This window comes from Microbacterium sp. NPDC077184, assembly GCF_040687055.1.
Lineage (GTDB): Bacteria > Actinomycetota > Actinomycetes > Actinomycetales > Microbacteriaceae > Microbacterium.
Window position 1 is genome coordinate 563,528 of the sequence record NZ_JBFBMM010000001.1, and the last position, 14,773, is coordinate 578,300.

Below are 14,773 nucleotides of genomic sequence, written 5' to 3' on the forward strand. Positions count from 1 at the left end.
CCGCTGTCGCCGCGGCGGCGGGGGCATTACGCTGAATCGACGGCCTGATGAGGCGCCGCTCGTTGTTGTCCCGTCCCCTCGCCCGAAGGTGTCGCCGTGCCCCCCCACGACCTGCCCGATCTGTTGTCCTACGACGCCGTCCTGTTCGACCTGGACGGTGTGCTGACCCCGACCGCCGAAGTGCACATGCACGCATGGCAGACGATGTTCGAAGAGCTCTTCGCGGCGTGGGACATCAGCCCCGCCTACACCGAGCGGGACTACTTCGACCACCTCGACGGCAAGAAGCGCTACGACGGCGTCGCGGCGCTCCTGCGTTCCCGTGACATCGAAGTGCCGTGGGGCGACCCGTCCGATCCGCCGACCGCCGACACCGTCTGCGGCATCGGCAACCGCAAGAACGCCGTCTTCGAGCGCGTGCTGCGCGCCGAGGGCATCGCGCCCTACCCCGGCTCCCTTCGTCTTCTCGATCAGCTCGTGGCGAAGCGGATGCCGGTGGCCGTGGTCTCCAGCTCGAAGAACGCCGAGGAGGTGCTGGCCGCGGCCGGCATCCGCGACCGGTTCGAGGTGGTGATGGACGGCGTGATCGCCGAGCGCGACCACCTGGCGTCCAAGCCCGCGCCGGACGTCTTCCTCGAAGCCGCCCGGATGCTGGGTGTCGATCCCGCCCGCAGCGCCGCTGTGGAGGACGCCATCAGCGGCGTCCGCTCGGCCGCCGACGGCGGATTCGCGCTCGTGGTGGGCGTGGATCGCGGGGTGGGTGCGGACGACCTGCGCGCGGCCGGTGCGCACGTCGTGGTGACCGATCTCGAGGAGTTCGTCGCATGATCGACCGCGATCGCTTCCCCGTCGACCCCTGGCGTCTGGTCGAGACCTCCTTCCGCCTCGACGACGTCGGGGTCACCGAGACCCTCTTCGCCCTCGGCAACGGCTACCTCGGCATGCGGGGCAACCACCCCGAGGGACGCTTCGCGCAGGAGCACGGGACGTTCATCAACGGCTTCCACGAGACCTTCGCGATCCGCCACGCCGAGCAGGCGTACGGTTTCGCCGAGGTCGGCCAGACGATCATCAACGCCCCCGACGCCAAGGTGCTGCGGGTGTACGTCGACGATGAGCCGCTCTCGCTGGATGTGGCCGACGTCCGCGAGTACGAGCGCGTCCTCGACATGCGCGACGGCATCCTCACGCGCCGCATCCGCTGGATGACGCCGTCGGGCAAGGACGTGCTGATCGACTTCACGCGGCTCATCTCCTTCGACGAGAAGCATCTGGCGCTGATGAGCGTGGAGGTCACGGTCCTCAACGCCGATGCGCCGGTGACGGTGAGCAGCCAGCTCATCAACCGTCAGGACGGCGAGGACGTCTACGGCGGCACGCCGTCGGCGCCGAAGAAGGCCGGATTCGATCCGCGCAAGGCGGAGCGCATCAGCGAACGCGTCCTGCAGCCGCAGGAGTACTGGCAGGACGGCGACCGATCCGCGCTGGCGTACGAGGCGACCGAGTCGGGCATGACGATCTCCGTCGTCGCCGATCACGTCGTGGAGACCGAGAACGAGGTCGAAGCGCGGCACCTCGTCGAACCGGACATCGCCAAGAACGTCTTCCGGGTGTTCGCGAAGGCGGGTGTCCCCACGCGGGTGACGAAGCTCGTGGCGTACCACACGTCCCGCGGCGTGCCGGCGCGCGAGCTCGTCGACCGGGGGCGGCGCACCATCGACCGTGCGCTGCGGGTCGGGATCGACGGCATCGTCGCCGACCAGCGCGCCTGGATGGCGGCGTTCTGGGAGCGTTCGGACGTGCGCATCGGTGGCCATGACGACCTGCAGCAGGCCACGCGCTGGTGTCTGTTCCAGCTCGCGCAGGCCTCCGCGCGCGCGGACGGTCAGGGAGTGCCCGCCAAGGGGATGACCGGGTCCGGGTACTCGGGGCACTACTTCTGGGACACCGAGATCTACGTCCTCCCGTTCCTGGCGTACACGACGCCGCAGTGGGCTCGGAACGCGCTGCGCATGCGCTACCTGATGCTCCCGGCGGCACGGAAGCGCGCGTATCAGCTGAACGAGGCGGGAGCCCTCTTCCCCTGGCGGACCATCAACGGCGAGGAGGCCTCGGCCTATTACGCCGCCGGCACCGCGCAGTACCACATCAACGCCGACGTGAGCTTCGCCCTGGCGAAGTACGTCCGCGCGACCGGCGACGAGGAGTTCCTGCACCGCGAGGGCGTGGACATCGCGGTGGAAACCGCGCGGCTGTGGACGACGCTCGGATTCTGGCGCCGCGACGACACCGGTGAGGAGAGCTTCCACATCCACGGTGTCACCGGACCCGACGAGTACACCACGGTGGTCAACGACAACCTGTTCACGAACGTCATGGCGCGCTTCAACCTCCGCTTCGCCGCGCGCACCGTGCGCGAGATGGCCGAGCGCGACGGCGAGGTCTACCGCGTGATGGTCGATCGTCTCGGACTCGAACCGGGGGAGGAGGACGACTGGGAGCGCGCGGCCGAGGCCATGCACATCCCGTTCAGCCCGGCCCTCGGCATCCACCCGCAGGACCATGTGTTCCTCGAGCGCGAGATCTGGGATCTGGAGAACACGCCGCCCGAGAAGCGTCCGCTCCTGCTGCACTTCCACCCGCTCGTGATCTACCGCTACCAGGTCCTCAAGCAGGCCGACGTGGTGCTCGCGCTGTTCCTCCAGGGCAACCACTTCTCGCCCGAGGACAAGCTGGCCGACTTCGAGTACTACGACCCGCTGACCACGGGGGATTCGACGCTGTCGGCGGTGGTGCAGTCGATCCTCGCCGCCGAGGTCGGATACCAGGACCTCGCGCTGGACTACTTCCGGCAGTCGATCTTCGTCGACCTCGCCGACCTCCACCACAACGCCGCGGACGGGGTGCACGTCGCCTCGGCGGGCGGGGTGTGGACGGCCCTCGTGAGCGGGTTCGGCGGCATGCGCGACCACTTCGGCGAGCTGTCCTTCGATCCGCGTCTGCCCGCCGATTGGCCCGAGCTCGCCTTCACCCTGCACTGGCACGGCACACGACTGGAGGTCACCGTCACGCGTGACGCGCTGCGCCTGCGCGCCGGCGCCGGCGATCCGCTCGCCTTCAGCGTCCGCGGGGTCGGGTACGTCATCGGTCCGAACGACGAGGTCGTGGTGCCGCTCGAGGACCAGGGTCCCGTGATCCCGGGGCGCCCGTCGCTGAAGGAGCTGGCCGACGCGCGGCGCGAGGACGGAAGCATCCTCTCGGCGTCCGTTCCGACGGTGACCAGCACGATCCCGGTCATCGACACGGCGGACGACGTCGGCCTGGGTCTGGACGCCTGATCCCGGTGGCGATGTCGCAGGCACGCCGTAGGCTGTGGGGGTGACCACCGCCCTCTACCGCCGCTACCGCCCCGAAGCGTTCGGCGAGATGATCGGGCAGTCCCAGGTGACCGATCCGCTCATGACGGCGCTGCGCGGCGACCGCGTCGGGCACGCCTATCTCTTCTCGGGTCCGCGCGGATGCGGCAAGACGACGTCGGCGCGCATTCTCGCGCGCTGCCTGAACTGCGCCGAAGGGCCGACCGACACCCCGTGCGGCCGATGCGACAGCTGCGTGGAGCTCGGTCGCGGCGGCGGCGGATCCCTCGACGTCGTCGAGATCGACGCGGCCTCCCACAACGGTGTCGACGACGCGCGCGACCTCCGTGAGCGCGCGGTGTTCGCACCCGCCCGCGACCGGTTCAAGATCTTCATCCTCGACGAGGCGCACATGGTCACCCCGCAGGGATTCAATGCGCTGCTGAAGCTGGTCGAAGAGCCGCCCGATCACGTGAAGTTCATCTTCGCCACGACCGAGCCCGAGAAGGTCATCGGCACGATCCGCTCCCGGACGCACCACTACCCGTTCCGGCTCGTCCCGCCGGCGGCGATGCTCGGCTACGTCGAAGAGCTCTGCGCCCAAGAGGGTGTGCGGGTCGACCCGGGAGTGCTCCCGCTGGTCGTGCGCGCCGGCGGCGGGTCACCGCGCGACACCCTCTCGCTCCTGGACCAGCTGATCGCGGGGTCCGACGCCGAGCACGTCGCCTACGCGCGGGCGGTGGCCCTCCTCGGCTACACCCACGCAGAACTCCTCGACGAGGTGGTCGACGCGTTCGCGGTGCAGGACGCCGCCGCCGCGTTCGCCGCGATCGACCGCGTCGTCCAGACCGGGCAGGACCCGCGACGCTTCGTCGACGACCTCCTCGAGCGTCTGCGCGACCTCATCGTGGTCGCCGCCACGGGCGACGGCGCCGCGGCGGTGCTGCGCGGAGTGTCCGAAGACGACCTGGCCCGCATGACGAAGCAGGCGGGGTCCTTCGGGACGGCCCGCCTCTCGGCGGTCGCCGATCTCGTGATCGCGACGCTCGACGACATGACCGGTGCCACCTCGCCGCGGCTGCAGCTCGAGCTCATGGTCGCCCGCGTCCTCGCCCGCGGCGGCGCGGCCGTCGCGCCCACGGATTCCACGGCCGCGGTTCCGGCATCCGCGTCCGCCGTACCGCGGGCCGAGGCGCCGCGCGCGCCGGCCGCCCCGGCCCCCGTTCCCCCGGCGGTCGAGGCGGTCTCCGCGTCGCCGTCGCCCTCCTCGGCACCGGCGGGCGACTCGTCCGCCACGGTCGCGCCGCCGGCACCCGAGCCCGAGCCCGATCCGCCCGCGGGGCCCGTGACCGAGGAGCGCGTCCGCGCGGCGTGGCCCGACATCCTCGGCCGTCTCGAGACCATCAGCCGTTCGTCCTGGCTGCTCGCCGCGGGTGCGACCGTGCTGGCGTACGCAGATGAGGTGCTCAGCCTGTCGTTCACCAGCGCGGGCGACGTGGCGAAGTTCAAGCAGCTGCAGGCGGGCAAGGGCCCGAGCGAAGACCTCCGGCAGGCCATCCTCGCCGTCCTCGGCGTCCGGGTGAAGTACCTCGCCCGCCACGACGCCGCGACACCCGACATGCCGAAACCCCGACCGGACGGCACGCCGGCGCCCGCGGGCGGCCCGGACGTCCGCCGCGACGCGGACCGCCCGGCGCGCGGAGGAGGGCCGCGGGCGCACACCCCGTCCGCGCCGGCATCGGCCGCGCCGGTGACGGACTGGGCGGTGGCGCCGATCCCGTCCGACGACGACGCTCCGCCTCCGGATCCCGGTCCGAGCGCCTCGATCCCGGCGGCGCAGTTCCCCGTCGACGACGAGCCCGAAGACGTCGCCGCGACCCGCGCTCCGGCCCGCGTGGCCACCCTCGCCCCCGCGGGGTCGGTGCCCGCGGACACCGACCCGGTGGCCTCCGAGACCGCCCGCGAGGAAGAGGACGACCTCGACGCGCCCGCCGACATCGACGTGCCCCCGGTGGTCGTTCCGCCCGCCCCGACCGTGACGCACCGGGCCGCGCCGCGCTCCGACGGCGTCGAGCGGTACGGCGAAGCCGTGGTCCGCCAGGTGCTCGGCGCGACATTCGTGCGCGAAGAGCCCTACGAGCCGCCGACGAGGTTCAGCTGATCATGTACGAGGGCATCGTCCAGGACCTCATCGACGAATTCGGCCGACTTCCCGGGATCGGGCCGAAGTCGGCGCAGCGCATCGCGTTCCACATCCTCCAGACGCCGCAGTTCGACGTCTCCCATCTCGCCCAGCTCCTCGTGGACGTGCGCGAGCGCGTGCGCTTCTGCGACATCTGCGGCAACGTCTCGGAGCAGCCGCGCTGCGCGGTCTGCCGTGACCCTCGTCGCAATCAGACCCTCATCTGCGTGGTCGAGGACGCCAAGGACGTCGCGGCGATCGAACGCACGCGCGAGTTCCGCGGGCTGTACCACGTCCTCGGCGGAGCGATCAGCCCGATCGCGGGCATCGGCCCCGACGATCTGCGCATCGCCCCCCTGATGCAGCGCCTCGCCGACGGGACCGTGCAGGAAGTGATCCTCGCGACCAACCCCAACCTGGAGGGGGAGGCGACGGCGACCTACCTGTCGCGGCTGCTGCACACGCTGGAGATCCGGGTGACCCGGCTGGCCTCCGGTCTTCCCGTCGGCGGCGACCTCGAGTACGCCGACGAAGTCACGCTCGGGCGGGCCTTCGAGGGACGCCGCTCGGTCTAATCCGGCTTGCGCCACCCGCGCACGTGCGCGCGCGCCCGGGCGACGCTCGACAGCGATTCGCGGACGGGCTGGCCGATGTAGATGCCGAGCGAGGCGCCCACGGCCAGGCTGATGCCGACGGTCGCCGCGACGGCGAGCGTGCTGAAGCCCTGGAGCAGCAGCTCGGCCGAGCCGCCGGATTCCACGATGCTGAGCAGACCCCGGAAGACCGCCGCCCCCGGAACCATCGGGAGGATCGCGGCCGTCGTGATCGCGACGGACGGGACGTGCAGACGGTACGCGAGCACGATCCCGACGAAGCTGCCGAGGAATGCGCCGATCCCGCTCGCCGCCGCGACGTCGAGGCCGGTGGAGGAGGCGATCAGATACCCGAACCACGCGACCAGGCTGAGGAAGGCGCTCACGACGATGATGCGCACGCCGGCGCCGTTGTAGACCGCGACCGCGATCGCGATCAGGGCGGCGCCGAAGAACTGCAGGGGGACGGGACCGAAGGGCAGGACGTCATCGGGCGGATCCACGCCCAGCCCCAGCAGGCGTGCGGTCTCGAGACCGGCGAGGATGCCCACCACGACGCCGAGGGTCTGGATGGTGAGCTCCAGTATCCGCCCGGTGGCGGTCAGCGCGAATCCGTCGATCGCGTCCTGGGCGGCGCCCACCACGGTGAGGCCCGCGAGCATGAGCACCACCCCCGAGGCGACGATGACCGAGGGGCGCAGCCCTTCGGCGGCCTCCCATCTGGTCATCTCGAGCAGCGGCGACAGCGCCGCCACCAGGGTGAGGACGAAGGCTCCGGCGATCTGACTGAAGAAGAACGGCACACTCGCTTTCGTCAGCAGGTGCTGGGTGAGGGCGGCCAGCGCGGCGGCGAGGAACGCCAGGGCGATCACGAGCCACGTGACGCCGAACATCACCGCCACGCCCACGGCGAGCAGCGCCTGCGCGGAGATGACGATGAGAGGACGGTAGGCGAACGGGGTGCGGCGGATCTCGCGATACCGCGTCACCGCGGCGTCGAGGTCGAGACCGGTTCGCACCTCGGTCACCAGAGCCTGCAGGCGCTGGAGCTTCTCGTGGTCGGGGACGGCCCCGCGGACGACGCGCAGGATGGTGATGGGTCGGGGCGCTCCGCTGCGGTGATACGCCGCGGTGATCGAGTTGTAGGTGACGTCCACGTGGACGGGGTCGAGCCCGTACGTCTTGCCGACCCGCACGATCGTGAGGGTGACGTCGCTCGCCGTCGCCCCGGTGACGAGCATCGTCTCGCCGATGCGGACGGCGAGGTCGAGGATGCGCACCGCGAGGGCGTCGTCGATGACGGGGATCGTCTCGGTGAGGTCGGACATCGATCCCGTCGATCGCACGAGGTTCCCGAGTGAGGGCAGAGCCCTCCGCCGACGTCGTTCCATCGCCTCCACACTTCCTGCGGCTGCCCCTGCTCGGCGGGCCTCCTCGATGGTAGTCATGCACGCGGGCGGCGACCTGCGGCAGGTGTCACATGCCCGATCGCGCATCCGCGGGGTCCGTAAGATGGAGCGTCGGGCGCGGCATCCGTCTGCGCCCGCCCGTACCCGTGCCGCTTCGCGGCGTTCCCAGGAGTTACACCGTGGCCTTGATCGTGCAGAAGTACGGCGGTTCCTCCGTCGCCGACGCGGAGAGCATCAAGCGGGTCGCCAAGCGCATCGTCGACGCCCGCCGCGCCGGTCACGACGTCGTCGTGGCGGTCAGCGCGATGGGCGACACCACCGACGAGCTGCTCGAACTGGCCGCGGAGGTCGCCCCGATCCCCGCGCCGCGCGAGCTCGACATGCTGCTGTCCAGCGGTGAGCGCATCTCGATGGCGCTCCTGGCGATGGCGATCCACTCCATGGGCTTCGAGGCGCGATCCTTCACCGGCTCGCAGGCCGGCATGATCACGACCGCCGACCACGGGTCCGCACGGATCGTGGACGTCACCCCGATCCGCCTGCGCGAGGCGCTCGACGAGGGCGCCGTCGTCATCGTCGCCGGGTTCCAGGGCTTCAACCGCGACACGCGCGACATCACCACGCTCGGTCGCGGCGGCTCGGACACGACCGCGGTGGCGCTCGCCGCCGCGCTGGACGCGGACGTCTGCGAGATCTACAGCGACGTCGACGGCATCTTCACTGCCGACCCGCGTGTCGTGCCGAAGGCGCGCAAGCTGCCGATCGTCTCGGCGGAGGAGATGCTGGAGCTCGCCGCGAACGGCGCGAAGGTGCTCTACATCCGGGCCGTGGAGTACGCCCGCCGCCATGGCGTGCTCATCCACGCGCGATCGACATTCAGCTCCAGCAGCGGGACCTACGTGCTGGGCGCGGGGATGAGCATCCCCGACGGGGAAGAGGGAGAGAAGATGGAAGAGCCGATCGTCGCCGGGGTCGCCACCGACCTGGGGCAGGCCAAGATCACCGTCATCGGGGTGCCCGACGTCCCCGGCAAGGCCGCGGAGATCTTCAAGGTCGTCGCGCGATCGGGCGCGAACGTCGACATGATCGTCCAGAATGTCTCCGCCGCGGCGACCGGACGCACCGACATCTCCTTCACGCTCCCGAAGTCGGACTCGGCGGCGGCGCTGAAGGCGCTCGACGCGGTCCGGTCCGAGATCGGGTTCGACAGCCTCGTGCACGACGACCAGATCGGCAAGCTCTCGGTCGTGGGCGCCGGCATGCGCACCCACTCCGGGGTCTCGGCGACCCTCTTCGAGGCGCTCAGCGTCTCCGGAGTCAACATCGAGATGATCTCGACATCCGAGATCCGCATCTCCGTCGTCGTGCGCGGCGACGACCTCGCCGAGGCGGCACGCGTCGTGCACACCGCCTACGGCCTGGACGGCGAAGGCGAGGCCACCGTCTACGCCGGCACCGGCCGCTGACCCTTCCGCCGTCACCCGCCGGCAGCCGTCGATAGGCTGTGGGCTTCGCTTCCGAGAACACCCGAGGTACCCGTCATGACCCGCATCGCAGACTCAGGACTCTCCGTCGCCGTCGTCGGCGCCACCGGCCAGGTCGGCACCGTCATGCGCGAGATCCTCGCCGAGCGCGACTTCCCGCTGGGTGAGCTGCGCCTGTTCGCCACCGCCCGCTCCGCCGGCACATCCGTGGACTTCCGCGGTCACACCATCGTGATCGAGGACGTCGCCACCGCGGATCCCGCGGGCATCGACATCGCCCTCTTCTCCGCCGGGGCCACCGGGAGCCGGGCGCACGCGCCGCGGTTCGCGGAGGCGGGCGCGGTCGTCATCGACAACTCCAGCGCCTGGCGCATGGACCCGGACGTCCCCCTCGTGGTCAGCGAGGTCAACCCCCACGCGATCGACGAAGCGCGCAAGGGCATCATCGCCAACCCGAACTGCACCACGATGGCCGCGATGCCGGTGCTGAAGGTCCTCGACGCGGAGGCGGGCCTCGAGCGCCTCGTCGTCTCCACCTACCAGGCGGTGTCCGGCTCCGGTCTCGCCGGGGCGCAGGAGCTCCTCGGGCAGGTCGAGGGTGTGCTGGCCCATGGTGACACGCTGCGCCTGGTCCACGACGGCTCCGCGGTCGACTTCCCGCAGCCGGAGAAGTACGTGGCCCCGATCGCCTTCGACGTCATCCCGCTCGCCGGGTCGATCGTCGACGACGGCTGGGAGGAGACCGACGAGGAGAAGAAGCTCCGCAACGAGAGCCGGAAGATCCTCGAGCGTCCCGAGCTGCGCGTGTCGGGCACCTGCGTGCGCGTTCCGGTCTTCACCGGGCACTCGCTGTCGATCAACGCGGAGTTCTCCCGCGAGATCACGCCCGACCGCGCGCGCGAGCTCCTCGCAGACGCTCCGGGCGTCGCCCTGGCGGACGTCCCCACGCCCCTGCAGGCCGCGGGCAAGGACCCGAGCTTCGTCGGCCGCATCCGCGCCGACCAGGCAGCCCCCGAGGGACGCGGGCTGGCGCTGTTCATCTCCAACGACAACCTCCGCAAGGGCGCCGCTCTCAACGCCGTGCAGATCGCCGAGGTCGTCGCGGCACGGCTCGGCGCGCGCGCCTAGAATCGAACGGTGACCGAAACGCCCTCCGACGCTCTGCCCCACCCCGACGACAGCTCCCTGCCCGCGGGTGCGGTCGATGTCCTGCTGATCGGCGGCGGGATCATGAGCGCGACGCTCGGCACCCTGCTGGCGCGTCTGCAGCCCACGTGGAAGATCGCCGTGTTCGAGCGCCTCCACGACGTCGCCCTGGAGAGCTCCAACGCGTGGAACAACGCCGGCACCGGGCACGCCGCGCTCTGCGAGCTGAACTACATGCCCGAGGGCGCGGACGGATCCATGGACCCCGCCAAGGCGATCTCGATCAACGAGCAGTTCCAGCAGAGCCGTCAGTTCTGGTCCTCCCTCGTCGACGACGGCGTGCTCGACGCACCCTCCACCTTCATCAACGCCACCCCCCACATGACCTTCGTCCGGGGGGAGAAGGATGTTGCGTTCCTCCGCAAGCGCTACGAGGTGCTGAGGAAGGAGCCGTTGTTCGCCGGCATCGAGTACTCCGAGGACTCGCGCGTCATCAACCAGTGGGCGCCGCTGCTGATGCACAAGCGTCGCGCCGGTGAACCGTTCGCGGCGACCCGCGTCCCCGCCGGCACCGATGTCGACTTCGGCGCGCTCACCCGCCAGCTGTTCGCGGCGCTCGCCGAGAACGGCGCCGATGTGCGCACCAACACCGAGGTCCGAAAGCTCAAGCGACTGAAGGACGGCACGTGGCGTGTCGGATACCGCCGTGCGGTCGGGCGCACGCCGGGAGAGATCCGTGCGCGCTTCGTCTTCGTCGGCGCGGGCGGCTGGGCGCTGAAGCTCCTGCAGCGTTCCGGCATCCCCGAGATCTCCGGCTACGGGGTCTTCCCCATCGGCGGACAGTGGCTCAAGACCGACAACCCCGACCTCGTCGCCAAGCACAAGGCGAAGGTCTACTCCCAGGCATCCGTCGGTGCGCCCCCGATGTCGGTGCCGCACCTGGACACCCGCGTGGTCGATGGGAAGGCCTCCCTCCTCTTCGGCCCCTTCGCGACGTTCAGCCCGAAGTTCCTGAAGAACGGCTCGATGCTCGACATCGTCACCCAGGTGCGGGCGGGCAACATCCTCCCCATGCTGAAGGTCGCGGTGGACAACCCCGGTCTCATCAAATACCTCGTCAGCGAGCTTCTGAAGGACCACGGCAAGAAGGTCGACAGCCTTCGCGACTTCATGCCCTCGGCCCGGGACGAGGACTGGGAGCTCCTGGACGCCGGGCAGCGCGCACAGGTGATGAAGAAGGACCCCAAGAAGATCGGTGTCCTCCAGTTCGGCACCGAGGTCGTCACCGGCGCCGACGGGTCGATCGCCGGGCTTCTGGGTGCCTCCCCGGGCGCCTCGACCGCGGTGTCGATCATGCTGGGGCTGTTGAAGACCTGCTTCCCGGATCGGATCGCCGAGTGGGAGCCGCAGCTGCGTGCTCTGATTCCGAGCTATGGCTCGACGCTGAACTCTCGACCGGATGCCGCGGCCGACGTCCTCGAGGAGACCGCGCAGACCCTCGCGCTCCGCGCCTGACGCGCGTCTCGGCTCCGACGTCTTGACGGCGCGGTGACCTCTCTGGCAGAGTTTCATCGCCCGATTGTTTCCGCTAACAGCAGCGGAAGCCCAGACGCCCACGTCGCTGCCGACGTGAGGAAGGAAGTCGCGATGACGCGCACGCGTCGGTTGAAGAGGACATCGATGCTGGCGGCCGCCGGTACGCTCCTCGCCGCGCTCGTGGTGCCGGTCTCCGGTGCTCACGCCGATGTCGGATCAGACCCGATCATCCACTACACCTTCGATGCCGCGAGCGGAGGGGTCGTCTCCGACGTCTCCGGCAACGGCAACGACGCGATGCTCCGCCAGAGCGGCGGCGAGGTGCGTGACGGCATCCTCAGCCTCCCCGGCGGATCGCGCTCGACGTCCGCGTATCTCGAGATCCCGACCGCCGACCTCGTCGGCCAGAAGGACCTCACCATCTCCACCTGGCTCTCACCCCGCTCCGGTCCCGGAAACGTCGCCGCCGCCTTCATCGGGGCCCCGGTCGCCCAGGGGGCGTCGTTCTCCAGCGGCTACTGGCTGCTGAACCCCAGCAACCCCAACGGCTACGTCAAGTCGGTCATCACCAACGCGGTCAACGCCGGGGCGCCCTGGTCGACGGAGATCGGTGCGGGCTCGACCGCCGCTCCCAACTCCGGAGTACGGACCCCGCAGGGCATGAGCCTGTACACCACCGTCATCGACGGCACCTCCGGCCAGCTGCGCAGCTACCTCAACGGTCAGCCCGTCGTCACGAGCGCCATCGCCCGCGACGTGTCCTCCTTCGGCAACCAGGTCGTGGCCTACCTCGCCCGCTCGACCTACAACGACCCGCACTGGGCCGGTGACGTCGACGACTTCGCCGTGTACGGCAGCGCCATGAGCGCCACCGACGTCGCCGCGATGTACCAGTCCGAGGCCGTGGACCGCGCCGTCGCCGCCGTGTCGGTTCCGGAGCGCGCCGAGGCGGACTTCACCGTCCCGACCACCTCCTACGGCATCGCCGTGGCGTGGGCGTCGGATGACGCCGCAGTGGCGATCTCCGGCGGCACGGCGACGGTGACCCGTCCTGCCGCCGGCGCGTCGGACGCCCAGGTGACCCTGACCGCGACCTTCGGGGCCGGACCGGACGCCCTGACCCGCACCTACACGGTGACAGTGCCGGCGGAGCTGTCGGACCAGGAGAAGGTCGACGCCGACCTCGCGGAGCTGTCCATCGCCCAGCCTGACGACATCCGCACCAACTTCTCGGTGTCCACGCGGGGTGCGCTCGGCTCGACGATCGCCTGGACCGTCGCGGAGGGCGACACGTACGCCGCGCTCCGGACCGGAGTGCGCGACACCGCGGCCACTGTCGAGGTCTCACGCCCCGCAGCCGGCTCGGACGCTGCCGAGGTCGTCCTCGTGGCGACCGCGACCTCGGGATCGACATCCTCGACGCGCGAATTCCGCGTCCGCGTGCAGCCGATGCCTGCCGCGGGCGACGCGAACGAGGCGTACGTGTGGGCCTTCTTCACCGGCGAGGGCGCCGGAGCCGAGCAGATCAGCCTCGCGGCCTCGCGCGGCAACGACGCCCTGGCATGGAACACCCTCAACGACGGCGAGCCCCTGTTCTCCTCGACGCTGGGAACGCAGGGCCTGCGCGACCCGTTCATCATCCGCTCGCCCGAGGGCGACCGGTTCTACATGCTCGCCACCGATCTGAAGATCGACGGGCTGCCCGGCGGGTTCCGCACCGCGCAGATCTCCGGGTCCACCCACATCGAGGTGTGGGAGTCCAACGACCTGGTGACCTGGTCCGAGCAGCGTCACGTGAAGGTGTCGTCCGACTTCGCCGGCAACACCTGGGCGCCCGAGGCGTACTGGGACGAGGATCTGGACACCTACGTGGTGTTCTGGGCCTCGAACATGTACCCGACCGCGAACCCCGCCGACCGTTCCGACGTCACCTACAACCAGATGATGTACGCCACGACCGACGACTTCGTGACGTTCTCGGAGGCCAAGCCGTGGATCAACGTCCGCCGCGGCAACGGCCTCGGCATGATCGACTCCACGGTCGCGCAGATCGGTGACACGTACTACCGCTTCACCAAGGACGAGGCGTCCATGACGATCCGCCTGGAGAAGTCGACCAACCTCACGGCATCCGTCTCCGGCAGCCTTCCCGGCACCACGGGAGCGGCGGACCAGTGGACGCTCATCAAGGAGCGGGTGGCCTCGGGCCTGCCGAACGGCGAGCCCGGCGGAACCTACAACCAGGGCGAGGGGCCGAGCATCTTCCCGTCCAACCCGGGAGACGTCAACGGCTTCGACTGGTTCCTCTTCATCGACCAGCCGTCCTACCACGGGGGTCCGAACTACTACATCCCGTTCGGTTCCGACGACCTCGCCGACGGCGACTCCTGGCAGCCGCTGGGGGCGAAGCTGCGGGCGAACCTGCCGCAGAACAGCGATGGAGGCAAGCCCCGCCACGGCACGATCATCCCGGTCACCCGGGCCGAGTATCAGAAGGTCCTCGAGGAGTACGCACCCGACATCGCCGTCGCGTCGGTCGACGCCATCGCGGTCGAGACGGAGGCGGGAACCGCTCCGGTCCTGCCGCAGGCGACGCTGCACAAGGCCGACGGCTCCACCGAGACGGTCGTCGTCGAGTGGGAGGACGTCGACGCGGCCGACTACGCCGAGGCGGGCACGTTCACCGTGCGCGGCGTGGCACAGGACGCCTCGCGGATGCCGGTCGAGGCGACGGTCACCGTCACCGCGTCCGCTCCGATCGAGGTCACCGTCGCGACGCGCTGCCTCGCCGGCAAGGTGCTGGTCAGCGCGACGCTGCGCAACGTCTCCGACGCCGCCGCGACCGCCCAGGTGTCCACGGCCTTCGGGTCGCGGACGGTGACGGTCGCGCCCGGTAAGGCGGCGTCGTACGCCTTCACCGCGCGTCAGGCCGCGATCCCGGCAGGCGACGTCCTCGTCACGGTCGAGGGGAAGACGATTACGACGTCCTACGCCGCGTTCTCCTGCACGGCAGCGCGCTGAGAGACCCATCCGGCCGCAGGCCCCCGTCTCCGCTTCGGCGAGGGCG

9 protein-coding genes are annotated in these 14,773 nt (G+C 70.4%); 8 read left to right on the forward strand and 1 reads right to left on the reverse strand.

The window, feature by feature from the left end:
- Positions 1-96 precede the first annotated feature (96 nt).
- From AB0O93_RS02665 to recR, 4 genes are read left to right on the forward strand one after another with little or no spacing between them, the layout of a single operon-like run.
- Complete coding sequence (locus tag AB0O93_RS02665; protein WP_363340243.1) at positions 97-828, forward strand: beta-phosphoglucomutase family hydrolase; 732 nt, start codon at positions 97-99, stop codon at positions 826-828.
- Positions 825-3,338: a glycosyl hydrolase family 65 protein gene (locus tag AB0O93_RS02670; protein ID WP_363340245.1), complete on the forward strand. Its 2,514-nt coding sequence runs from the start codon at positions 825-827 to the stop codon at positions 3,336-3,338. Before AB0O93_RS02665 ends, AB0O93_RS02670 begins: the two co-directional genes overlap by 4 nt.
- A gap of 40 nt (positions 3,339-3,378) precedes the next feature.
- A complete protein-coding gene (locus tag AB0O93_RS02675) occupies positions 3,379-5,517 on the forward strand; it encodes a DNA polymerase III subunit gamma and tau (protein WP_363340247.1) in 2,139 nt (712 codons plus the stop codon).
- 2 nt (positions 5,518-5,519) lie between these two features.
- Positions 5,520-6,113: a recombination mediator RecR gene (recR, locus tag AB0O93_RS02680; protein WP_363340249.1), complete on the forward strand. Its 594-nt coding sequence runs from the start codon at positions 5,520-5,522 to the stop codon at positions 6,111-6,113.
- Here recR and AB0O93_RS02685 read toward each other — a convergent pair.
- The gene (locus AB0O93_RS02685; protein WP_363340251.1) at positions 6,110-7,459 is read right to left on the reverse strand and encodes a threonine/serine exporter family protein; all 1,350 of its coding nucleotides are present in this window, start codon (positions 7,457-7,459) and stop codon (positions 6,110-6,112) included. The two genes, recR and AB0O93_RS02685, sit on opposite strands and share 4 nt — an antisense overlap.
- Before the next feature lie 260 nt (positions 7,460-7,719).
- On the opposite strand from AB0O93_RS02685, the gene AB0O93_RS02690 reads away from it, so the two are divergent.
- The 4 genes from AB0O93_RS02690 to AB0O93_RS02705 all read left to right on the forward strand — a co-directional run bounded on the left by AB0O93_RS02690 (position 7,720) and on the right by AB0O93_RS02705 (position 14,727).
- Positions 7,720-9,006 carry an aspartate kinase gene (locus AB0O93_RS02690; protein ID WP_363340253.1) on the forward strand — a complete coding sequence of 429 codons (1,287 nt, stop codon included), beginning with the start codon at positions 7,720-7,722 and terminating at the stop codon, positions 9,004-9,006.
- A gap of 75 nt (positions 9,007-9,081) precedes the next feature.
- Entirely contained in the window at positions 9,082-10,152 is a 1,071-nt protein-coding gene (locus tag AB0O93_RS02695; RefSeq protein WP_363340256.1) for an aspartate-semialdehyde dehydrogenase, read from the forward strand.
- Positions 10,153-10,209: 57 nt separating this feature from the next.
- Positions 10,210-11,685, forward strand: coding sequence for a malate:quinone oxidoreductase (locus AB0O93_RS02700; RefSeq protein WP_363340986.1), 1,476 nt, complete (start codon positions 10,210-10,212; stop codon positions 11,683-11,685).
- 132 nt (positions 11,686-11,817) lie between these two features.
- The gene (locus AB0O93_RS02705; protein ID WP_363340258.1) at positions 11,818-14,727 is read left to right on the forward strand and encodes an immunoglobulin-like domain-containing protein; all 2,910 of its coding nucleotides are present in this window, start codon (positions 11,818-11,820) and stop codon (positions 14,725-14,727) included.
- Positions 14,728-14,773 lie beyond the last annotated feature (46 nt).

Bases quoted from the DNA above. Each gene is read 5' to 3' on its own strand.
- AB0O93_RS02705 (WP_363340258.1), top strand. From the start codon at position 11,818: ATGACGCGCACGCGTCGGTTGAAGAGGACATCGATGCTGGCGGCCGCC.
- AB0O93_RS02695 (WP_363340256.1), top strand. From the start codon at position 9,082: ATGACCCGCATCGCAGACTCAGGACTCTCCGTCGCCGTCGTCGGCGCC.
- AB0O93_RS02670 (WP_363340245.1), top strand. From the start codon at position 825: ATGATCGACCGCGATCGCTTCCCCGTCGACCCCTGGCGTCTGGTCGAG.
- AB0O93_RS02685 (WP_363340251.1), bottom strand. From the start codon at position 7,459: ATGTCCGACCTCACCGAGACGATCCCCGTCATCGACGACGCCCTCGCG.
- recR (WP_363340249.1), top strand. From the start codon at position 5,520: ATGTACGAGGGCATCGTCCAGGACCTCATCGACGAATTCGGCCGACTT.